Genomic DNA, 22012 nt, shown 5'->3' with positions numbered 1-22012 from the left:
ATAAAACGACCCCAACAGCCATTTCGGCTATCGGGGTCGGTTTGTTTTTAGGTATCAGCCTTAATGCATCAACCGCGCAACGTCCATACTGCGCACACTAACGCAATCGCTACCAACAAAGCGGCAAACAGTTGCCCCATTCCGGCCAACTTAGGCTGCCGGGCATCAATGATTTTAAAGCCGTTAATCATCGGCGTAATCAAATCCTGTTTTTTCACAAAGCGATACAGCAAAACGGCCGCGATATGTACGCCTGCCAAAACAGCTAACACATTAAAGAAATTGACATGGATTTTTCGCGCCAGCGTACCGGCGTGTTCGCTGACCAAATGATTCAAAAAGCCGGAATTGGTAAACGTATTTTCATCGGCAGCAAATAAGCCTGTGGCCGTCTGAAAAACCAAGGCAGCCAATAAAGCGATGACCATCAGCGCGCCCAAAGGATTGTGGCCGACCAATTCGTCTTCAGACATTTGGCCTTGCGTGTAGCGGCAGATTTCGGGAAACGGACGCACAAATCGGCTGAATTTTGCCGTATCGCTACCCCAAATCCCCCAGCACAAGCGGAAAACCACCAATGCCAGCATCAACAAGCCGCCGCGCAAGTGCCATACCAGCATATCGCCGCCTTGGGTTGCGCTGTACCACATGAATCCTATTAATAACACCAAGAGCCAATGGAACAGGCGTGTAGGTGCGTCCCAAACTTTTATTTTTTGCTTCATTACCTTTTACTTTCTGATTTAAAATTAAATTTCTTATCTTGGAAGGTTACGCCATGCAGCCCATCTACACGCTTCCCGAATCGCTTCAAGCTTTTCAGACGGCCTTAGCATTTCCCGACGTATTCCACCCCCGCGCCCAAGAATCACACAAAGGCACATACGGCACGCTTGCCATTATCGGAGGCGCAACGGGAATGAGCGGTGCGGTGGTTTTAGCAGCCACAGCCGCCATGTATCAGGGGTGCGGCAAGGTTTGGGCGGGTTTCAACCAAGCTGCGCTGCCTTTTGCCATCATTCCCGAACGCCCTGAAATTATGCTCGCCACTGCGACCCAGCTGATGGAGCGCAACGATGTCAGCGCTCGGGTAATCGGCTGCGGCTTTGGTTTGGACGGATTATCAGAGCAGCTGCTGCCCAAAATTCTGTCGACACACCATGACCGGCCTTTATTGCTCGATGCCGATGCCCTGACACTGCTTGCCCGTTCTCCCGAATTGGCCGAACGTCTCAAATCGTACAAACATATCATTCTGACACCTCATCCGGCCGAAGCCGCCCGCTTACTCGGTACCGATACCCAATCAGTTCAAGCCGACAGACAGAAAGCCGTAACCGAAATCAGCCAAAAATATGGCGCGACCGTCGTATTGAAAGGTCATCATACATTAGTTGCCGCAACTGACGGCATGGTCTATACCAACACCAGCGGCAATGCCGGTTTGGCTACTGCTGGCAGCGGCGATGTCTTAAGCGGCATTATCGGCAGTCTGCTGGCACAAGGCATTCCGGCATTCCAAGCCGCCTGCGCCGGCGTATGGCTGCATGGTGCGGCGGCCGATGTCATCAAACACAGCGGCAAAATCGAAACCGGCATGCTCGCCGGAGAAATCGCACCTGCCGCCCGATGGCTGCGCAATATTTTATCAAAAGAATAATGCCGTCTATATAGCAAATACAAATCACAGGCCGTCTGAAAATCAATCCTTATCTTCAGACGGCCTTATTTATTTTAAGCCATTTTGCAAATTAAGGTTAAGGCGTGTATCCTTGGTTTCCCTTAAAAACAACTTCACAACATATTATCATGAGTATCCTCAATAAAATCAGCAACTTTATTGGAAAAACATTTTCCCTTTGGGCTGCGCTCTTTGCCGGTATCGCTTTTTTCGCACCCGATACCTTCAAATGGGTCGGCCCTTACATTCCTTGGCTTCTGGGCATCATCATGTTCGGTATGGGCTTGACGCTCAAACCTTCCGACTTCGATATTTTGTTCAAACGCCCCAAAGCCGTCATCATCGGCGTGATTGCCCAATTCGCCATCATGCCGGCAACCGCCTATCTACTGGCCAAGCTGTTGAACCTGCCTGCCGAAATCGCAGTCGGTGTGATTTTAGTCGGCTGCTGCCCGGGCGGTACAGCTTCCAATGTAATGACTTATCTGGCGCGTGGCAATGTGGCTTTGTCGGTTGCCGTTACATCGGTTTCTACTCTGATTTCCCCATTGCTGACCCCTGCCATCTTCCTGATGCTTGCCGGTGAAATGCTGGAAATACAAGCGGGCAGTATGTTGATGTCCATCGTCAAAATGGTTTTGTTCCCCATCGTTTTGGGCTTGATTGTCCATAAAGTCTTGGGCAACAAAACTGAAAAACTGACCGACGCGCTGCCGCTGGTTTCCGTTGCCGCCATCGTACTGATTATCGGCGCGGTAGTCGGTGCCAGCAAAGGCAAGATTATTGAAAGCGGCCTGCTGATTTTCGCGGTTGTCGTACTCCACAACGGCATCGGCTATCTGCTCGGCTTCTTTGCCGCCAAATGGACCGGCCTGCCTTATGATGCACAAAAAACGCTGGCCATCGAAGTCGGTATGCAAAACTCGGGCTTAGGCGCCGCGCTTGCCGCCGCACACTTTGCCGCCGCGCCGGTTGTTGCCGTTCCCAGCGCATTGTTCAGCGTGTGGCACAATATCTCCGGCTCACTCCTGGCAACTTATTGGGCAGCCAAAGCCGATAAAAATAAAGAATCCTAAACGTCTTTAATCATAAGGCCGTCTGAACAGGGATAAACGAAATCAACGATTTCTGCCTTACCTGTTTAGACGGCCTTTATTTTGAAATCAAGCAGGATTATTGTTTGGCTGCTTCGATTTGGATATTGATGTTTACTTTTTTGCTCATACCGGCACTTACCAAATAATCCAAGCCCCATTTGGTACGGTCGATGGTGGTGCTGAAGTCGCCGCCACACACTTCTGCTTTTAACATCGGGCTTTGGTAGCAGTTGAATTTGTCGGCTTTGAGTTTCACCGGCGCAGTTTTGCCGTTCATGGTCAGGTTGCCGTCAACAGACAGCAATTTTTTGCCGTTGAAATTGAATTTGGTGGATACAAAACGGATTTCAGGGTATTTGTCTGCATTGAAAATATCGGCAGATTTCAAATGTTGAGTAAAGCGATCTGAACCGGTTTGCAGTTTGGACAATGGCAATACGATATCGATTGAGCCTTGGCGTTTGGCACGGTCAAATTCCAAATTACCGGTCAAACCATAAATACCGCCGACGTTGGTGCTGGTGTTGAAATGGTCGATGGCAAAGCGGGCATTGGCATGAAATTCGTCCACTTTATAAACAGCGGCAGACGCAGCGGAAGCCAACATGGCCGAACACAATGCAAACATGATTTTTTTCATCGTCTTATCCTTAGAAATGTGAGAAGTTCCCTATCATATCACTTTTTGATGCCAACATCTTTTGCAAATGAGAAAGATAACGTTTCATCCTAAGAAAACTTCAGGCCGTCTGAAGAAGTGAGCAGCAAATTCAGGTGAAGCAAATACAGTTTAGTTTTATTACAAAATAGCGTGCTTCATCGCTCGTAATTGGTATAAAATACCGAGTTATTTCTACAACGGGCCGCCAAACTACCAGCCTATTTCAGACGGCCTCAGCATAAAACAAAGGAACAAAAATGCCTGAATACCGCTCCAAAACCTCTACCCACGGCCGCAATATGGCAGGCGCGCGCGCATTGTGGCGTGCGACCGGCGTAATGGAAACCGACTTCGGTAAACCGATTATCGCCATTGCCAACTCCTTCACCCAATTCGTCCCAGGCCATGTGCACCTGCACAATATGGGTCAACTGGTTGCCCGTGAAATCGAAAAAGCCGGCGGCATTGCCAAAGAATTCAACACCATTGCCATTGACGACGGTATCGCCATGGGCCATAGCGGTATGCTCTACTCCCTGCCCAGCCGCGACCTGATTGCCGACTCCATCGAATACATGGTCAACGCCCACTGCGCCGACGCGCTGGTGTGCATTTCCAACTGCGACAAAATTACCCCGGGCATGCTGATTGCCGCCATGCGCCTGAACATTCCGACCATCTTCGTTTCCGGCGGCCCGATGGAAGCAGGTAAAGTTATCGGCGTGGCCAATATTCAACCCGAACGCCGCTTGGACTTGATTGATGCCATGATCGAATCGGCTGACGACAATATCAGCGACAAACAAGTCGAAGAAGTCGAACAAAACGCCTGCCCGACTTGCGGCTCCTGCTCCGGCATGTTTACCGCCAACTCCATGAACTGCCTGACCGAAGCACTCGGCCTTTCCCTGCCGGGTAACGGTTCATACTTGGCGACCCACGCAGGCCGTAAAGAATTGTTCCTCGAAGCCGGCCGCATGATTGTCGAAATCACCAAACGCTACTACGAGCAAGACGACGAAACCGTATTGCCGCGCAGTATTGCCACTAAAAAAGCGTTTGAAAACGCCATGACCATGGACATCGCCATGGGCGGCTCTACCAATACCATTTTGCACCTGTTGGCCGTTGCCAACGAAGCCGGTGTCGATTTCAAAATGGCAGACATCGACCGCCTGAGCCGCGTTGTACCTTGCATCTGCAAAACCGCGCCAAACAACCACGACTACTACATGGAAGACGTGCATCGCGCAGGCGGTATCTTCGCCATCCTGAAAGAATTGGACAAAGCAGGCAAACTGCACACCGACGTGTACACCATCCACGCGCCGACCCTGAAAGACGCGATTGAAAAATGGGACGTGACCAACCCTGAAAACACCCATGCCATCGAGCGTTTCAAAGCGGCTCCAGGCGGCGTGCGCACTACTCAGGCGTTCTCGCAAAACCGTATGTGGAAAACCCTCGACCTCGACCGTGAAAAAGGCTGTATCCGCGATGTTGAACATGCCTACTCGCAAGACGGCGGCTTGGCAGTATTGTTCGGCAACATCGCAGAACGCGGTTGCGTAGTGAAAACCGCAGGCGTGGACGAAAGCATCCTCAAATTTACCGGCCGCGCCCGTGTATTTGAAAGCCAAGAAGACGCAGTAGAAGGCATTTTGGGCAACCAAATCGTTGCCGGCGATATCGTCATCATCCGCTACGAAGGCCCCAAAGGCGGCCCGGGCATGCAAGAAATGCTGTACCCGACTTCTTACCTGAAATCCAAAGGTTTGGGCAAAGCCTGCGCCCTGCTGACCGACGGCCGCTTCTCCGGCGGTACTTCCGGCCTGTCCATCGGCCACGCTTCGCCTGAAGCGGCAGAAGGCGGCGCAATCGGTTTGGTACACGAAGGCGACACCATCGAAATCGACATTCCAAACCGCAGCATCCGCCTTGTCATTTCCGATGAAGAGCTTGCCGCACGCCGTGCCGAAATGGAAGCACGCGGCAGCAAAGCGTGGAAACCGGAAAACCGCGACCGCTACGTCTCCGCAGCCCTGCGTGCCTACGGCGCGATGGCGACTTCCGCCGACAAAGGCGCAGTACGCGACGTATCGCAAATCGAACGTTAATTAACCTGACTTTAAGGCCGTCTGAACGCTTTCAAGTGTTTCAGACGGCCTTCATTCAAACGGACAAATATGGACAAATTCATTTTAGCGATGATCGGCATGGCCATTACCCTCTTGATTATTATTGGCGGCGGATTTATCGCTGTCGAATATTTCAAATCCCATCCTGAAGCATTCCAAGTCAAGCCGCTATCAAAATAATCATTTAACGGCATGAGTTTCAAGGGGAAACATCTACACGCTCAAGGCCGTCTGAACGCAGTACATATAATGAAACACATTCTTTACTGGCTGGGTGGTTTTGCCGTTGCCCTCGGCATATTCCAATACTACGAAACCCATCGCTATTCCGAAGACCAGCTCATCTACGCCCAACCGCCGCAAAATCGTACTGCTGTTGCCGATTTTGACGCCTTGGCGTATTTAAATTTCCTCCGCGCCTCAGCCAATCTGCCCGCACTGGCGCACTCAGCCACACTCGAACGCGCCGCGCGTAATCATGCCCGCTATCTGCTGCAAAACCCTGACGACGGACATGACGAACACAATACACGCAATCCCTTTTATACAGGTCCACGCCCATCAGACCGCACGCGCAAAGCCGGTTATGCCTATAAAGGCGTGCATGAAAACGTCGGCACCGGCCAGCATCCGCCAAACGAAAAAATCAACGACCATCTACCTGCCCAACATCAACTGGACAATCTAATGACGGCGATTTACCACCGCCTCTCCTTACTCGATCAAAATATAGACGAGGCCGGAGCGGCATTTGAATCGCAAGGTAAACAAATCGCGTTGAGCATCAATCAAGGCGACAGCAGATTCAACAGCATCTGCCAAAAAAACCGCCCACTCTCCGACCTCAGCCGTTCGTTTTATCAAGATGCCTGTCATGGTCATGCCATTGTTTATGCGGATGAAATCTCCAACCGCAAACTCCGGCCTTACATCACCTATCCGCAAGGCAATTTCGCCTCACCGGTTTTCCACGGCGAACGTCCCGACCCTATGCCGTATTATGAAATGACCGGCAATCCGGTCAGCATCGCATTCTCAGAACAATCGCCTCCGGTCAAAATGCGTTCGTTCAAACTGTATCGGGACACAAAAGAAATCAGAGATGTCAAAATCTTAGATAAAGATAATGACCCAAACCGCCTCCTGACCGAACGCCAATTTGCGCTGTTTCCTTTACAGCCATTGGAATACGACACCGACTACCGTGCCGTGTTCGAATACCGTCAAAATGGAAAAGACAAAACGGCTGAATGGACATTCAGCACGCAAAAACCCGATTATCCTTATTTCATCGTCAAAGGTGGCGAAACGCTGGCCATCGAATCCGGACAAAAATATTTTATCCATTGGCAGGGTTTTTGGTGCTTGAAGCAATGCGAACGCTACAACTACCGCATGAACCGCGACACCCAACTCGACATTATCGAGCGGCAGGCGGGCGGCATCATTATCCGTGTCAACGGAAGCAAAGGCAGCAGCATCCGCTTAATGCCCGAAGGCGAAGACAGGCGCGCCATTACACTTTATTTATGGAAATAAAGCCGTTTTCAGACGGCATGAAGCACCAAAAAGCTGATAAAATACCGCCTCACCACCCTATAGCAAGCTATCCCACATGACCAAACATCCGCAAACAGCAGCCAATACCCGCTATGCCTTTGCCAGCATTGCCGCCATGTTGGCCGCGTTTTTACTGTTCGTTGCCGTCATGTTGCTGCCTTTGGGGCTGACGGCGGACACCCAAGTGAGCCTGATACGGTTTTCACTCTACGCAATCGTGTTATTTGCCGTACTTGGCGGTATTTTTTCTGTACGCGTTGCCTATTTGCGTAAAAAGAACGGAGCATGACATGACCCAAGCCGATAAAATCCCACAAGAAATCCGCCTCCAGCAAGAGCGGCGCGTACTGACTTTGGTCTATGTTGACGGTGCCAAAAGCCTTCCTGCCGAATACCTGCGCGTGTACTCGCCCAGCGCGGAAGTGCGCGGACACGGTGCCGGTCAAGATGTATTGCAAACAGGCAAAGCCGAAGTCAGCATTACCGATTTAGACCCCGTCGGCCAATACGCATTGAAAATTACTTTTTCAGACGGCCACGACAGCGGCCTTTACGATTGGGACTATCTCTACCGACTGGCGCACAATCAAGACGCACTTTGGCAAGACTATCTCGACCGCCTCGAGAAAGCAGGCGCGTCTAGAACGCCAAGTGCCGAAGATTTGAAACCCAAACACACGCATTCCTGCGGTAGCGGCGGTTGCGGCGGAAAGGCCGTCTGAAAAAAGGCGAAGCCGACATTGGACGACGGCAGAATCATTGACGGCAAAGCGTTCCTCTCCCCACCCAAAAAAGGACGGGTAGTAGCCATCTTCGGCGATAGCAAAGCCTGTCCTCAGGCAGTGCGCGCCGCACAAAACGCAGATGTTTTGGTGTATGAAGCAACCTTTGCGGCAGGCGATGAAAAGACAGCGGAACAAGTGTTCCATTCAACCGTAGCCGATGCAGCCAAGCTGGCTTTGCAAGCCAATGTGAAACAACTTTACCTGACCCACATCAGCGCACGTTATACCGAAAAAGAGCAACGCCTGATGCTGGAGCAGCAGGCACAAACTATATTTCCCGCGTCGAAAGTGGTTGGCGATTTCGACGTATTCGATATCTGAATCCGTATTATTTTAAGAAGGCAGACACTATGAGCGACCACAAAACCCATTTCGGCTTCTCTACCGTTGACGAAGACGAAAAAGCAGGCAAAGTTGCCGAAGTCTTCCACTCCGTGGCAAAAAACTACGACATTATGAATGACGTAATGTCCGGCGGTCTGCACCGTGTTTGGAAACATTTCACCATCAATACCGCCCGCCTGAAAAAAGGCGACAAAGTATTGGATATCGCCGGCGGTACAGGCGATTTATCTCGAGGCTGGGCGAAACGTGTGGGTAAAGAAGGCGAAGTTTGGCTGACAGACATCAACTCCTCCATGCTGACCGTCGGCCGCGACCGCTTGCTCAACGAAGGCATGATTCTGCCCGTATCGTTGGCAGACGCTGAAAAATTGCCGTTCCCCGACAACTATTTCAATCTAGTTTCCGTCGCATTCGGCCTGCGCAACATGACGCACAAAGATGCCGCGCTGAAAGAAATGTACCGCGTATTGAAACCGGGCGGCACCCTGCTGGTGTTGGAATTCTCCAAAGTGTACAAACCTTTGGAAGGCGTGTACGACCTCTACTCTTTCAAACTGTTGCCGATTATGGGCAAACTGATTGCCAAAGATGCCGACAGCTACCAATACCTCGCCGAGTCCATCCGTATGCACCCCGACCAAGAAACCTTGAAGCAAATGATGCTGGATGCAGGCTTCGACAGCGTGGATTACCACAACATGAGCGCAGGCATCGTTGCCCTGCATAAAGGCGTGAAATTCTAAGGCCGTCTGAAACAAACACAAAGGGCGTGATTGATAGACACGCCTTTTGTTTTTTAAACCTTACCCAAGCCAATCTGACACAAAACAAAGGCCGTCTGAACAGCCGTAAAACGAAATCAAGGATTTCGGTTACACCATTCAGACGGCCTTAATATGTTCAAATCAGCTTACTTTCCTGCTTTCACGCTTTGCCATTGACGGACCATAAATTTCAACGCCGCCGGTTGGATAGGTACCATGATAAAGCTATTTTTCAAATCCTCGTCAGTCGGGAAAATCGTATTGTCGTTTCTAAACTCTTCATCCATCAGCTCTTGAGCCGGTTTGCTGGACGGCGCATAAGTAACAAAATTGCCGTTTTTCGCCGCAACTTCAGGATCTAAGAAATCATTGATATACGCATGGGCATTGGCCACATGTTTGGCATCTTTCGGAATCACAAACGAGTCCACCCAAATCCCCACGCCTTCTTTCGGCATCATCACACGGATTTTTTCCTTGCCGCCCGCTTCTTCGGCACGACGTTTGGCAATATTCAAATCGCCGCCAAAACCAATCGTTACGCAAGTATCGCCGCGCGCCAAATCATCGATAAAACCGGACGAGGTAAAGCGCTTGATGTACGGACGGTTTTTCTTCAAAACTTCCGTAGCCGCCTTAATATCCGCCGTTTCGCTACTGTTTGGATTTTTACCCATATAGTTCAACACCATAGGATAAATCTCCGCTGCGCTGTCCAAATAGCTGATGCCGCATTGCTTGAGTTTGGACGTGTATTCGGGGTTAAACACCAAATCCCATTGATTGTCCGGTAGTTTGTCCGTACCCAAAGCCTTTTTCACACGCTCGGTATTGATGGCGAAAGTATTAGTCCCCCAATAAAATGGAACAGCGTATTCGTGATTCGGATCAACGCCTTCCATCAGCTTCATCAACTGAGGATTCAAGTTTTTATAGTTCGGAATCAGGGATTTGTCGATTTTCTGATACGCACCTGCCTTAATCTGCCTACCGACAAACGCATTGGAAGGACCCACGATGTCGTAACCCGACTTGCCGGTCAACACCTTGCTCTCCAGCGTTTCATCGCTGTCATATACATCGTAAGTTACTGCGATACCGTGTTTTTTCTCAAACGCTGCAACCGTCTCGGGATCAACATATTCCGACCAGTTGTAAATGCTCAATACCTTTTGATTATCGGTTTGAGCCGCCTTGTCGGCAGAAGTTTTGTCCGAGCCGCCGCAGCCGGCCAGTGCCAGCGCAGTCAGTACGATGAGGGGCAGATGTTTGGTCATTATCATTCCTTGCGTATCCGGTTGAAAATAGAGAGGCATTATAAAGCAGGCAAGCCCGAGCGGATAGGCTTCATTGTTAAAAGATATCGTCCCGCTTGAGGCCGTCTGAAAGACGGATTGCAGCCAACTTAAAACCTTTCTGCCGATAGCTTGAAATATGGTTTTGCGGTAAGATAACGCCCATTCGTTTTTAATCGCAACGCGCCGTCCGGGCCGTCTGAAATCCTTGTAAAAAATTTATCGAGACATTATGAAAACCACCGAACTACGCCAAAAATTCCTGAAATTTTTCGAATCCAAAGGCCACACCATCGTCCGCTCCTCCTCGCTCGTGCCACACGACGACCCGACCCTGCTGTTTACCAACGCAGGCATGAACCAATTTAAAGACGTATTCCTCGGCTTTGACAAACGCCCATACAACCGCGCTACTACCGCGCAAAAATGCGTACGCGCAGGCGGCAAACACAACGACTTGGAAAACGTCGGCTACACCGCCCGCCACCATACCTTCTTTGAAATGATGGGCAACTTCTCCTTCGGCGACTACTTCAAGCGCGACGCGATCCACTTCGCTTGGGAATTCCTGACTTCCCCTGAATGGTTGAACATCCCTAAAGACAAACTCTTGGCGACCGTTTACGCAGAAGACGACGAAGCCTACAACATTTGGCTGAACGAAATCGGTATGCCTGCCGAACGCATCGTCCGCATCGGCGACAACAAAGGCGCGAAATACGCGTCTGACAACTTCTGGCAAATGGGCGACACCGGCCCTTGCGGCCCTTGCTCCGAAATTTTCTACGACCACGGCGAAGAAATCTGGGGTGGCATTCCGGGCAGCCCTGAAGAAGACGGCGACCGCTGGATCGAAATTTGGAACTGCGTATTTATGCAGTTCAACCGCGACGAACAAGGCAATATGAATCCGCTGCCTAAACCATCCGTTGATACCGGCATGGGCTTGGAACGTATGGCCGCCGTCATGCAGCATGTCCACAGCAACTACGAAATCGACCTGTTCCAAGACCTGCTCAAAGCCGTTGCCCGCGAAACCAGCGCGCCGTTCAGCATGGAAGAACCAAGCCTGAAAGTCATCGCCGACCACATCCGCTCCTGCTCGTTCCTGATTGCAGACGGCGTATTGCCATCCAACGAAGGCCGCGGCTATGTACTGCGTCGCATCGTCCGCCGCGCCGTACGCCACGGTTACAAACTCGGTCAGAAACAAGCGTTTTTCTACAAACTCGTGCCCGACTTGGTGAAAGTAATGGGTGATGCTTATCCTGAGTTGAAAGAGAAGCAGACGCAGATTATGGAAGCCCTGCGCGCGGAAGAGAGCCGTTTCGGCGAAACGCTGGAAAAAGGCATGGGCTTGTTCAATCAAGTGTTCAACGGCATGAAATTCTTGAAACTGGAAAGCCTGCTGCCGCAAGATGGTGCGGGCAAACCACTGGCATTGAAAACCGCAGAGGGTGTGGAATTCACCGCCGCCTCCCGTGCCGCTTCAGGCAAAAAGCAAATCGTTATCCGTCCCCAAGTTTCAGGTAGCCTGAACGAAGGCATGTATATCGATTTGCAGGCTGCTTTGGAAACCGCCCATATTCCCGACGCGGAAAAACCGTTTGCCGAAGCCTTAAATGCCTATTTGATGGACAACATCGCCAACAGCAAACTCGTTATCGGTGGTGAACACATCTTCAAACTCTACGACACCTACGGCTTCCCTTACGACCTGACTGCCGACATGGCGCGCGAATTGGGCATCGATTTGGATGAAGAAGGCTTCAACCGCGAAATGGATGCACAACGCGCACGCGCACGCGCCGCACAAAGCTTCAAAGCCAACGCCCAACTGCCTTACGAAGGTCAAGACACCGAGTTTAAAGGTTATAGCGAACGCCAAACCGAATCCAAAGTCCTCGCCCTCTACAAAGACGGCGAGCAAGTCAACGAATTGAACGAAGGCGACGAAGGTGCCATCGTTATCGACTTTACCCCGTTCTATGCAGAATCCGGCGGCCAAGTCGGCGACGTCGGCTATATCTTTGCAGGCGAAAACCGCTTTGAAGTACGCGATACCCAAAAAATCAAAGCGGCTGTATTCGGCCAATTCGGCGTACAAACTTCAGGCCGTCTGAAAGTCGGCGACAGCGTTACCGCCAAAGTGGATGACGAAATCCGCAATGCCAATATGCGCAACCACAGCGCGACCCACTTGATGCACAAAGCCCTGCGCGATGTATTGGGTGAACACGTTGAACAAAAAGGCTCTTTGGTTACCGCCGAATCCACCCGTTTCGACATTTCCCATCCTCAAGCGGTCACTGCCGAAGAAATCGCCGAAGTAGAACGCCGCGTCAACGAAGCCATTTTGGCTAACGTTGCCGTCAACGCAGCCATTATGAGCATGGAAGATGCCCAAAAAACCGGCGCCATGATGCTCTTCGGCGAAAAATACGGCGACGAAGTACGCGTACTGCAAATGGGCGGTTTCTCTACCGAATTGTGCGGCGGTACACACGTTTCACGCACCGGCGACATCGGCCTCTTCAAAATCATCAGCGAAGGCGGTATTGCCGCAGGCGTACGCCGTATCGAAGCCATCACCGGCCTGAACGCACTCAAATGGGCGCAAGAGCAAGAGCGTTTGGTTAAAGACATTATTGCCGAAACCAAAGCCCAAACCGAAAAAGACGTACTGGCGAAAATCCAAGCAGGCGCAGCACATGCCAAAGCATTGGAAAAAGAATTGGCACGCGCCAAAGCCGAACTTGCCGTCCATGCAGGCGCTAAACTCTTGGACAACGCAAAAGACCTAGGCTCAGCCAAACTCGTTGCCGCACAAATCGAAGCCGATGCCGCAGCCCTGCGCGAAATCGTGACCGACTTGACCGGCAAATCAGAACAAGCCATCGTATTGCTCGCCGCAGTCAACGACGGCAAAGTCTCCCTATGCGCCGGCGTATCCAAACCGTTGACTGCTAAAGTCAAAGCAGGCGATCTGGTTAAATTTGCAGCCGAACAAGTCGGCGGCAAAGGCGGCGGCCGTCCTGACTTGGCGCAAGCCGGCGGCACAGATGCCGACAAATTGCCTGAAATGCTGGTAAGCGTGGGGGGCTGGGTGAACGGCAAACTGGTTTGATAAGTGATGTATTAAGTTAAGTAGAGAAGGTCGCCTGAAAAATTTTTCGGACGACCTCCTTTTAAAAAGTTAATTTCATTTAAGCTTTTAAAAAACATTAGAAAACTGTATAGGGTACTATTCTATATTTAGTTTTAAGTTAAACAATAATCTTAATAAATAAGGAAGTGATTATGGCAAACAATGCTGAATCAACAAAGAAAGCAATTACATTATATTTAAATAAAAAATCATTAAAATATAAATATGATGAAGAGATTAATTGTTTTGTATTGGGTTTTTCTAATAGAAATAAACCGGATGTAAATTTTAAGTTAACAATATCTATTCAAGAGGATGGTGATTTTATACAATTTTTTTCTATTTTAAAGTTACATTCAAGCTGCAATAAAATTCAAGAAAGCTTATTTAATGAAAATTTAACAAAAAAGTTAATTAAATGGACTATTCTTCAAGAAGAAAAGACTGCCATTTGCTTTGTTGACATATTTATTGATGAAGAAGAAGAAATTTCATATAGGAAAATTGACCGTGCACTGAAAACAATACAGAGCAGTATTAACTCCTTAACAAATTTATTTTTATTTGATTAATGGTACTTAATGATGTCTAATGATGATAAAACTAAATCCACACCCCAGAATAATAAAAATTGGAATGCTTTTTGGTTGGGAATCATATTTTTATTATGCATAAGTCCAATAATTTTTATATACTTCAACAATACGCAAAGCAATAAAAATTATCTAGAGGAAATTTCATCTAAAAATATGATTTACTCTTGTAAGAGTAAAACTGAATGTCAAGGTGTACAACGAAAAATTCAGCAAATTAAGTATGAAATTCATAAGGAATATATAGAAAATATACAAATAAAAATAGATAACCAAGATAAAATAATTAACTCTCTAACATTTTCAGTTTCTTTATATGCTGTATTAATAACTGTAATTTCTATATTTTTCTCATTGCGAGAATCTCAAAGAATTGATAAAGCATTAGATGATATTAATAATTTTAAAGAAAAATTAGATGATACACTAAATCAAAAATATAATGATATAGATGAAAAACTGAGTGAAATAGATGAAAAACGGAGTGAAATAGATAAAAGACTGAAGAGGTTAAACAGTAAAGTTGATAATTTTAAAGGTGAGTATAATGAATTTGTAAAAGGATTGGACAGTTCATTTAGCGAAACTAAAGAAAAAACTGAAGATTTTATTCAGCAATCTGTCGGTAGGGATACGGATATAAGTGATGAAATTAAAAACGACGTATTGAAAAATAAAACCGATGAAAATAACAAAAATAAAAATGAATTATATTTTACTCATTCCCCGATAAAAATTAACAAATCGTAGCATTATCCTAATCAACCGCGTGCGAGGCTACGCCACACACCCTACCACTATGAGCTACGCAACCCTTAAGGTTAAGGTGTAGGGTGTGTGCGGTACGCACGCACGCGGTTTTTGTTGTTACCGAATGATTCCAAACCATGCCGTAATCCAGTCAGCAGCAAACGCAGCTTGGGTCATGTACTAACAAAACCCAATATCAAAGGCCGTCTGAATTTCAGACGGCCTTTCTATTTTCATTTCAAGCTAATATTTAAGCTTTTTATTCAATCATCTAACAATCAATCTTTCTCAACCGTAAAAAACAGTTCTTCCTGTTTCAAAGCATTACCGTCTGCATCGGTCAATGCTGCTTCTGCTGCGGAAAACTTGATAACGGCGAGGCTGAGGCTGCCTTGTTCTGTGGGTGCAGTGTTAAGGATGACGCCTGCTTCTTCTTCGCCGACTTTGACGGCAATACCGGCGGCTTCCAAAGAATCGCCGCTTAATACGGCCAGACCGCGTTTGACTTGGCCTCGGTATTGGGCGCGGGCGATAATTTCTTGGCCGGGGTAGCAGCCTTTACGGAAATGGACGGCGCCGATGATGTGTTGGTTGAGCATTTGGGCAACAGCTGCTTCTTTGGTTGCGGCGCAAATCCACGGATAGCCGCTGCGGATTTCGTGCAGGTTCCATGCGTTTTCGGCTCCTGCTTGATATTCGGCTGCATTTTCAGCTGCTGAAATTTTCAGACGGCCTGTGTGCGGCAAGGCAATTTCTACGGTGTTTTCTTGAATTTGGGCTGGGAAAGACAGTTGCGGTTCGGTAGCAGGATGAGGTTCTGCATCGTCTGCCAACTCGCCGCTGACTGCTAAATCAGGCATCAGCTCGAAGACGACTTTTGCACGCAAGACAAACATTCTCAAACGTTTGACGATGGCTTCGGTCAAATCTTGCGCCATGACCAACAGTAAATCTTCTCCGCGATTGACGACCAACATATTCGCCAACACACGGCCTTTAGGCGTATTGTATGTGGCATAACATGCCTGACCTAAAACTAAATTATTAATATCGTTGGATAATTGACCATGAAGAAATGAAGCTCTGTCTTCGCCGCTGACACGGACAACGCCGAAAAAAGGCAGGCGGGTTTGCATAATCGACTCCTTAAATTGTGGATGCTGAATTATCGCCCAAATTGCCGCTTATTATCAAATAAATAAATTCAGGCTGTCTGAATGTTTCAGACGGCCTGTTGTTTGGGTTCAAACAATCAAAATTATTTGATGCTGACTTTACGGATAATCACGGCTTCGGTTGGAACGTCTTGATGATAGCCGCGTGTCGCTGTTTTCACTTTGCTGATTTTACGGACGACGTCCATGCCGGAAGTGACTTTACCGAAAACGGCATAGCCGTAGCCTTGAGGGGTTTTGCTTTTGAAATTCAAAAAGTCGTTGTCGGCTGTATTGATAAAAAACTGGCTGGTTGCTGAATTTGGATCGCCGGTGCGCGCCATGGCGATGGTGCCGACGTTATTTTTCAAGCCGTTGTATGCTTCATTGGTGATGGCTTTATCGGTAGATTTTTGTACCATATTCTCGGTAAATCCGCCGCCTTGAATCATAAAATTGTCGATAACGCGGTGGAAAATCGTGTTGTCGTAAAAACCTTTTTTGGCGTAATTGACAAAGTTTGCCACGGTTTTCGGCGCTTTGACTTCATCCAGCTCCAGTTGGATGTTGCCCATATTGGTTTCAATCACGGCATGGGTAACCGCTTGCGCTTGCACAGAAAGTGAGAGTGCGAGTGCGCACAGGGTCAGTTTGATGGATTTTTTCATATGTCTTCTCGAATAATGTATTGTGAAAATGGAATATTAACCTTGTTTCGCGTGAAATCCATAAAAAACATGTAAGATTTTTCAAGCAAAAAACATAAGGCAATCAAATCAGGCCGTCTGAAAAGGGATAAAAACCAAATTCTTGCTTTTTATCATTCCCTTTCAGACGGCCTGCTATTACAGTCAAACCGAAATCAGATTAGAAATCCAATTCCGCTTTCAGCCAGTAAGTGCGCGGCATGCCGACAACGGCGAAGCTGCGGTCATATTGGCCGCGCTGTACCTGCCAGTAGTTTTTGTTGAACAGGTTTTCTACCGAGCTGCTGACGGTCAGGGTATTTTTGCCGAGCTTGGTTTTGTAGCGCGCGCCTACGTCAACCAAGGTATAGGATGGGAAGGCATATTGTTTTTGCGTGTCTTGGTAAGACTTGCCGAAATACGAAACGTTGCCGTTCAAGGTCAAGCCTTTGGCAAACGGTGTATCCCATTCCAAACCTGCTTTGGCAATCACGCGCGGGTTGGCGACTTGTACGCCGCTGACCAGCATATCGCGTGAATTTGGGTAGTCTTTCACGGTCGATTGCAGATACATCAGACCCAAAGTCGGGCGCAAAGTATTGTTGAGCAGGTTCGCGTAGGTGTTGAACTCGATACCGCGGCTGCGTTCCATACCTTGCTTGTCACCTGCAGCGCCGCCCAAGGCTTTATACGCGGCAAAGTCTGTTTTGCCGGCGGTAGAACCGCGCCAGTAGCCCGGACGTTTGATTTGGAACGCGTTTAACGTGGTCACGAAATTGCCCCAGTTTTTACGCACGCCCACTTCAAACTGACGGCTGACACGAGGTTTGGACATGGTGGTATGGCCGTCATCATCGGTTTTGATGTCGGCAGGCTCCAAGTCTTCCATGTAGTTGCCGTAAACGACCAAATCAGGTTGCGGCACCCATGCGGCCATCAGCATCGGGCTGAAGCGTTTGGCATCGCCGCTTTGAACCGGTTTACCCTTTTGAGCCGGTGTCTTGTTGGTGTATTCGACATATTGATAGCGGCCGCCCAAAGTCAGACGGTATTTGTTGTCGGCAAAGCCCAGTGTATCAGACAAGGCTAAGCTGTTGACTTTGATGTTGGCATCAAGATAGGCAGAGCTTTCCCAATCGGTTGCATAGTCAGGTTGGAAAGAATCAAGTTGCGCTGCAATATCGCCGCTTGCAGAAATTTTCGCGCTGCTGCTGCCTACTGACAAACCGCGCGTAGTAGCGCGTTGACGGATGACGCGGTCAAAAGCCGTACTCCAGTTGTGCGTTACAGGGCCGGTTTCAAATTCGCCTCGCGCAGACAGGTTCATGCTTAAAGTGCGGAAGTATTGGTCGGTCAGGCGGGCAGTACCGGTATTGTAGTCATAGTTGCGGGCCGTTACTTTGCCGCTGGCGTTTGTGTTTTGCGTATCGGTACAAGTGCTGGTGGCATTCAAACATACAGTCGGGGAAATCAGCGTACCGTAATAACGCGCTTTGTTGTAGCCGATACCACCTGTAATCTGTGCATTGTCAAACGCATCCCATTCAAAGGTCAGCATATTGGTTTGACCGACGGTATTTTGCCAGTTCCAAGAAGGCAGCAGATTGGTTTTACCGTCAGGTGCATCAAACAGACGGCCTTGCAGGTTTTGAATGTCCTGCATACGCGCGCGGCCGCCGTTGGTTTTGCGTTTTGCGTAGATAGAGTCGAACGCTACGCGCAGTTTTTCACCGCGGTAGTCAGCATTCAAGGCAAATTCTTTGTTGTCTTCACTGTAACCGTGGCGCGGGGTGTCGCCGTGGCGCAGTTTGCCGTTGGCGCGCACGCCGAATTCTTTGTTTTCGCCGAAGCGTTGACCTAAATCGAACGTACCTTGGGCGCGGTTGTTGCTGAACCAGCCCAAACCAATTTTATGGTTGCCTTCGTCGGCGGCTTTTTTGGTTTCGATATTGACGGAACCGGATACCGCGCCTTCAGGGTCCATGCCGTTTACGGCGGTGGAGGCGCCTTTAATCAGTTGCGCAGAACCGACTTGCACGCTGGCCGTGCCTTGCGTGCCGTACATACCTGCCAAACCGTTGACGCTGAATTGGCGCGCATCAAGCTGATAACCGCGGAAATACAGGCCGGTCAATGTGTTGCTTTCGCCGCCGAACTGCCAAACGGAAGCGTCTTTTTTCGCTACGGCATCCACCAAAGTACGAGCTTCGGTGTTGTTGAGGGCTTGTTCGTCGTAATTGACCACAGTAATCGGAGCGGTAAAGGCATTCGCTTTACCCAACACACCCAAATTCACACGGTCGCGCAAGTCGCCGTCGCTGGCGATGGAATAAGAACGGGCGGCTTTGACGCGTTTGGCGTCGGCTCGGACATTGACTTCCTGCAACTGCTGTTGCACAGGGGTTTCGGGTGTCGCTTCATCGGCGGCATAAGAAAATGCGCTCATAATCAAAAGCGGCATCAGGGCTAATTTGCTGTTCATAAAATACCTTCTGGTTTAAAATATTAATAATTCTTAATATCGAGTAAAAAATTACAAAGTAATTTGGTTTTGCGATTATATTTGATAAGATTTCCGCCTTCCACAAAAACAAATAAGAACCGTTTGTACATACAAAAAATACAACAGTTCAGAAAACTATTATTACAGTTACCATAGTCAAATAAATTTGCCGTCCTTTCAGACGGCCTTTACTTCCTTTCAGAGAACACCCCATGCAAAAATGGCAAATCGAGCTTTATTCCACGCCGTCTTGGCTATTGCAGACCTTATTGATGGTTGCCACAGCTTCGGCGGTAATTCTGTTTTTTGCACGCAACACACGCTTCGGGCGCGAGTTTAGCTATATCCTGCGGCTGTGTCTGACGCCGAAAAGTGCAGTTAAAGTATTGCTGCTGATTACGGCGATGATTACGCTGCTGTTAACCGAAGTACGGCTGAATGTGTTGAGTACCTTTATGTCCAAAGGGCTTTACGACTCGATGCAGGATTTGAATGCCTCCGCGTTTTGGATGTTTGCAGCGATGAATGCAGGCGTGGTGTTGATACGGGCGTTTAACAACGTCGTCAACGACTTTCTCGATCAAGGTTTGGCGATTAAATGGTCGGAGCGGCTCAATGAAGTTTTGACTTCGCGCTGGTTTGCCGACAAAAACTACTACCGCCTGCAAATGCGCCGCCACGCGCCGGACAACATCGACCAACGTATCCAACAGGACGCGCAGGATTTCATCGCTTCGACCATAGAATTTGTGCGCGGCATGGTCAATTCGGTCGTTACCTCGCTGGAATTTGCCGTTGTTTTGTGGGGCTTGGCAGGCATCCTGACCGTGTTCGGCTTCGACATTCCGCACGGCATCGTTTGGTTTGTCTATATGTTTGTGATTTTGGCGACCTTTGTCGCCATGTGGATAGGTAACCCGTTGATTCGTTACAACTATGAAAACGAAAAGCTCAACGGCGACTACCGTTATTCCCTCATCCGCGTACGCGACCACGCCGAAAGCGTGGCGTTTTACAACGGCGAAAAACACGAACACGACCAGCTTTCCGACCGTTTTAAAGCCATTATCCGCAACCGCTGGCGTATTGCGCGGCAAAGCGTCTGCCTGAGCGGCTTTAACGACATGTTCACCAACGGCATCAAACTCTTTCCGATTATTTTGCAAGCTCCGCGCCTGTTTGCCGGACAAATCAAAATCGGCGACATCCAGCAGACCGTCCAAGCCTTCGCACGACTGCAAAACGCGCTGTCTTTCTTCCGGATGTTCTACAACAAATTCACCGCCTACCGCGCCCGATTGGAGCGTCTGTACGGCTTTTTGCTAAGTACGGAAGAAAAACACACCGCACGACAACCCGACCTTACCGAAGTTTCAGACGGCCTGATCTTAGAAAACGTTGCCCTATACCGTCACAACGGCGAAGTTTTATTAGACGGTATCAATATCAACCTCAAAAACGGCAACTCCCTGCTGATACGCGGCCCAAGCGGTTGCGGCAAAACTTCGTTGCTGCGCGCGCTGGCAGGGCTTTGGCCTTTCGGCAGCAGCGGTAAAGTCAGCCATCCGCCGCTTCAAGACATCCTCTTCCTGCCGCAACGCCCGTACACGGCACAAGGCAGCCTGCGCGATGCGATTTGTTATCCCTACATCGACAAACAGCATCCCGAGTTAGCCGAAGCCATGAATACTTGTCGATTAGGTTATCTGGTCGATAAATTAGATAAAACTGATGACTGGCAGCACAAACTCTCCCCCGGAGAACTACAACGCGTCGCCTTCGTCCGCGCCCTGCTCTCGCAACCCAAAGTCATCCTGCTCGACGAAGCCACCGCCGCCTTGGACGAACCGACCGAAGCCATGCTCTACCGTGCCTTAAAGCAAAAACTACCCGACAGCATCATCATCAGTATCGGCCACCGCAGCACGCTCAACGAATTCCATGATTTATGCCTCGATATCGGTCATGTACAATGCTAAATTAATGGCATACCAAAGGCCGTCTGAAACAGTGAGAAACGAAATCAAACGATTTTGTCATCGCCGTTTCAGACGGCCTTTTCAAACTCCATGGCATGTTTATTTGCTATACTCTGCATTGTGTTAACGTCGTCAAAAAATATTTATGAAAACCCTGGCCCTTATTCCACATTACAACCATCCGACCACCATCAGCCACGTTGCCCAAACCATGCGCGGCTTTGGTTTAAACGTTTTAATTGTGGACGACGGTTCACGCGAAGAATGCAAACCGGTATTGCAGGCTTTGGTTTCAGACGGCATTGATGTCCTTTACCGTCCCATCAACGGCGGCAAAGGCGCAGCGGTCAAAACCGGCTTGGAATACGCTCAAGAACATGGCTATACCCACGTTTTGCAGGTTGATGCAGACGGCCAGCATTGCTTAAGCGACACTCCCAAACTCCTCGCAGCAGCAGAACAAAACCCCGAAGCCGTTGTTTGCGGTTGGCCGCAATACGGCGATGATGCGCCCAAAGCACGGCTTTACGGACGTAAAATTACCGATTTTTGGAATATGCTGCACACTTGGTCATGCGACATCAAAGACGGCATGTGCGGCTTCCGCCTCTATCCGCTTGCACCCGCGCTATCCGTCGTCCGTGAAGAAACCGTAGGCGAGCGCATGGACTTCGATACGGAAATCCTTATCCGCCTCTACTGGCGCGACGTCAAACCGGTTTGGATTAAAACGCCCGTCCAATACGCCGCCGACGGCGTGTCCCATTTCGATGCCTTTGCCGACAATGTCCGCATCAGCAAAATGCACACACGGCTGTTTTTCGGCATGCTGAAACACCGATTGGGTAAAGTTTTCGGAAAGGCCGTCTGAAA

The 22012-nt window shown here is 49.0% G+C and carries 20 protein-coding genes; 14 read left to right on the top strand and 6 right to left on the bottom strand.

What is annotated here, in order from left to right:
* Positions 1-68: 68 nt before the first annotated feature.
* Positions 69-725, bottom strand: coding sequence for a cytochrome b/b6 domain-containing protein (locus HMPREF2560_RS04730; RefSeq protein ID WP_070608814.1), 657 nt, complete (start codon positions 723-725; stop codon positions 69-71).
* A gap of 53 nt (positions 726-778) precedes the next feature.
* On the opposite strand from HMPREF2560_RS04730, the gene HMPREF2560_RS04725 reads away from it, so the two are divergent.
* Both HMPREF2560_RS04725 and HMPREF2560_RS04720 read left to right on the top strand, forming a co-directional pair.
* Positions 779-1660 carry an NAD(P)H-hydrate dehydratase gene (locus tag HMPREF2560_RS04725; RefSeq protein WP_070608813.1) on the top strand — a complete coding sequence of 294 codons (882 nt, stop codon included), beginning with the start codon at positions 779-781 and terminating at the stop codon, positions 1658-1660.
* Positions 1661-1809: 149 nt separating this feature from the next.
* The gene (locus tag HMPREF2560_RS04720; RefSeq protein ID WP_003746401.1) at positions 1810-2757 is read left to right on the top strand and encodes a bile acid:sodium symporter family protein; all 948 of its coding nucleotides are present in this window, start codon (positions 1810-1812) and stop codon (positions 2755-2757) included.
* Between the two features lie 97 nt (positions 2758-2854).
* Here HMPREF2560_RS04720 and HMPREF2560_RS04715 read toward each other — a convergent pair whose 3' ends face one another.
* Positions 2855-3418 (bottom strand): YceI family protein, encoded by a 564-nt coding sequence (locus HMPREF2560_RS04715; RefSeq protein WP_049332526.1) that lies wholly within the window; start codon positions 3416-3418, stop codon positions 2855-2857.
* A 278-nt stretch (positions 3419-3696) separates the two neighbouring features.
* Between HMPREF2560_RS04715 and ilvD the strand changes: the two genes are divergently transcribed.
* The 7 genes from ilvD (at position 3697) to ubiE (ending at position 9010) form a co-directional block, all read left to right on the top strand.
* Entirely contained in the window at positions 3697-5556 is a 1860-nt protein-coding gene (gene ilvD, locus HMPREF2560_RS04710; RefSeq protein ID WP_070608811.1) for a dihydroxy-acid dehydratase, read from the top strand.
* 69 nt (positions 5557-5625) lie between these two features.
* Positions 5626-5757: a hypothetical protein gene (locus HMPREF2560_RS11415; protein ID WP_283116702.1), complete on the top strand. Its 132-nt coding sequence runs from the start codon at positions 5626-5628 to the stop codon at positions 5755-5757.
* Positions 5758-5826: 69 nt separating this feature from the next.
* Positions 5827-7116: a CAP domain-containing protein gene (locus HMPREF2560_RS04705; protein ID WP_070608809.1), complete on the top strand. Its 1290-nt coding sequence runs from the start codon at positions 5827-5829 to the stop codon at positions 7114-7116.
* Between the two features lie 76 nt (positions 7117-7192).
* Positions 7193-7426 carry a hypothetical protein gene (locus tag HMPREF2560_RS04700; protein WP_003679719.1) on the top strand — a complete coding sequence of 78 codons (234 nt, stop codon included), beginning with the start codon at positions 7193-7195 and terminating at the stop codon, positions 7424-7426.
* Position 7427: 1 nt separating this feature from the next.
* A complete protein-coding gene (locus tag HMPREF2560_RS04695) occupies positions 7428-7859 on the top strand; it encodes a gamma-butyrobetaine hydroxylase family protein (protein WP_004519944.1) in 432 nt (143 codons plus the stop codon).
* 18 nt (positions 7860-7877) lie between these two features.
* Complete coding sequence (locus tag HMPREF2560_RS04690) at positions 7878-8243, top strand: MBL fold metallo-hydrolase (protein ID WP_283116701.1); 366 nt, start codon at positions 7878-7880, stop codon at positions 8241-8243.
* Positions 8244-8272: 29 nt separating this feature from the next.
* A complete protein-coding gene (gene ubiE / locus HMPREF2560_RS04685) occupies positions 8273-9010 on the top strand; it encodes a bifunctional demethylmenaquinone methyltransferase/2-methoxy-6-polyprenyl-1,4-benzoquinol methylase UbiE (RefSeq protein ID WP_004519946.1) in 738 nt (245 codons plus the stop codon).
* 167 nt (positions 9011-9177) lie between these two features.
* Here the strand turns inward: ubiE and HMPREF2560_RS04680 are convergent, their stop codons facing one another.
* On the bottom strand, positions 9178-10308 hold the full coding sequence (locus tag HMPREF2560_RS04680) for a polyamine ABC transporter substrate-binding protein (RefSeq protein WP_070608806.1): 1131 nt from the start codon (positions 10306-10308) through the stop codon (positions 9178-9180).
* Between the two features lie 250 nt (positions 10309-10558).
* Here HMPREF2560_RS04680 and alaS point away from each other — a divergent pair, with 250 nt between their 5' ends.
* From alaS to HMPREF2560_RS04665, 3 genes are all read left to right on the top strand, one after another.
* Entirely contained in the window at positions 10559-13453 is a 2895-nt protein-coding gene (gene alaS / locus HMPREF2560_RS04675) for an alanine--tRNA ligase (protein ID WP_070873743.1), read from the top strand.
* Positions 13454-13626: 173 nt separating this feature from the next.
* Entirely contained in the window at positions 13627-14046 is a 420-nt protein-coding gene (locus HMPREF2560_RS04670) for a hypothetical protein (RefSeq protein ID WP_070873742.1), read from the top strand.
* A gap of 9 nt (positions 14047-14055) precedes the next feature.
* The gene (locus tag HMPREF2560_RS04665) at positions 14056-14817 is read left to right on the top strand and encodes a coiled-coil domain-containing protein (RefSeq protein WP_141762588.1); all 762 of its coding nucleotides are present in this window, start codon (positions 14056-14058) and stop codon (positions 14815-14817) included.
* A 278-nt stretch (positions 14818-15095) separates the two neighbouring features.
* Here the strand turns inward: HMPREF2560_RS04665 and HMPREF2560_RS04660 are convergent, their stop codons facing one another.
* The 3 genes from HMPREF2560_RS04660 to HMPREF2560_RS04650 all read right to left on the bottom strand — a co-directional run bounded on the left by HMPREF2560_RS04660 (position 15096) and on the right by HMPREF2560_RS04650 (position 19139).
* Positions 15096-15953: a CAF17-like 4Fe-4S cluster assembly/insertion protein YgfZ gene (locus tag HMPREF2560_RS04660; RefSeq protein ID WP_070873740.1), complete on the bottom strand. Its 858-nt coding sequence runs from the start codon at positions 15951-15953 to the stop codon at positions 15096-15098.
* Between the two features lie 122 nt (positions 15954-16075).
* Positions 16076-16639, bottom strand: coding sequence for a peptidylprolyl isomerase (locus tag HMPREF2560_RS04655; RefSeq protein WP_070873739.1), 564 nt, complete (start codon positions 16637-16639; stop codon positions 16076-16078).
* A gap of 199 nt (positions 16640-16838) precedes the next feature.
* Entirely contained in the window at positions 16839-19139 is a 2301-nt protein-coding gene (locus HMPREF2560_RS04650) for a TonB-dependent receptor (protein WP_070608798.1), read from the bottom strand.
* Positions 19140-19372: 233 nt separating this feature from the next.
* Between HMPREF2560_RS04650 and HMPREF2560_RS04645 the strand changes: the two genes are divergently transcribed.
* Complete coding sequence (locus tag HMPREF2560_RS04645) at positions 19373-21139, top strand: ABC transporter ATP-binding protein/permease (RefSeq protein ID WP_070608796.1); 1767 nt, start codon at positions 19373-19375, stop codon at positions 21137-21139.
* A 145-nt stretch (positions 21140-21284) separates the two neighbouring features.
* Positions 21285-22010, top strand: coding sequence for a glycosyltransferase family 2 protein (locus HMPREF2560_RS04640; RefSeq protein WP_070608794.1), 726 nt, complete (start codon positions 21285-21287; stop codon positions 22008-22010).
* The last annotated feature ends 2 nt before the right edge of the window (positions 22011-22012 follow it).

Origin of the sequence: Neisseria sp. HMSC078H04 (genome assembly GCF_001838135.1) — a bacterium.
Taxonomy (GTDB): domain Bacteria; phylum Pseudomonadota; class Gammaproteobacteria; order Burkholderiales; family Neisseriaceae; genus Neisseria.
The sequence above is the reverse complement of the archived record's forward strand: the minus strand, read 5'-3'. Positions and strand labels throughout refer to the sequence as shown.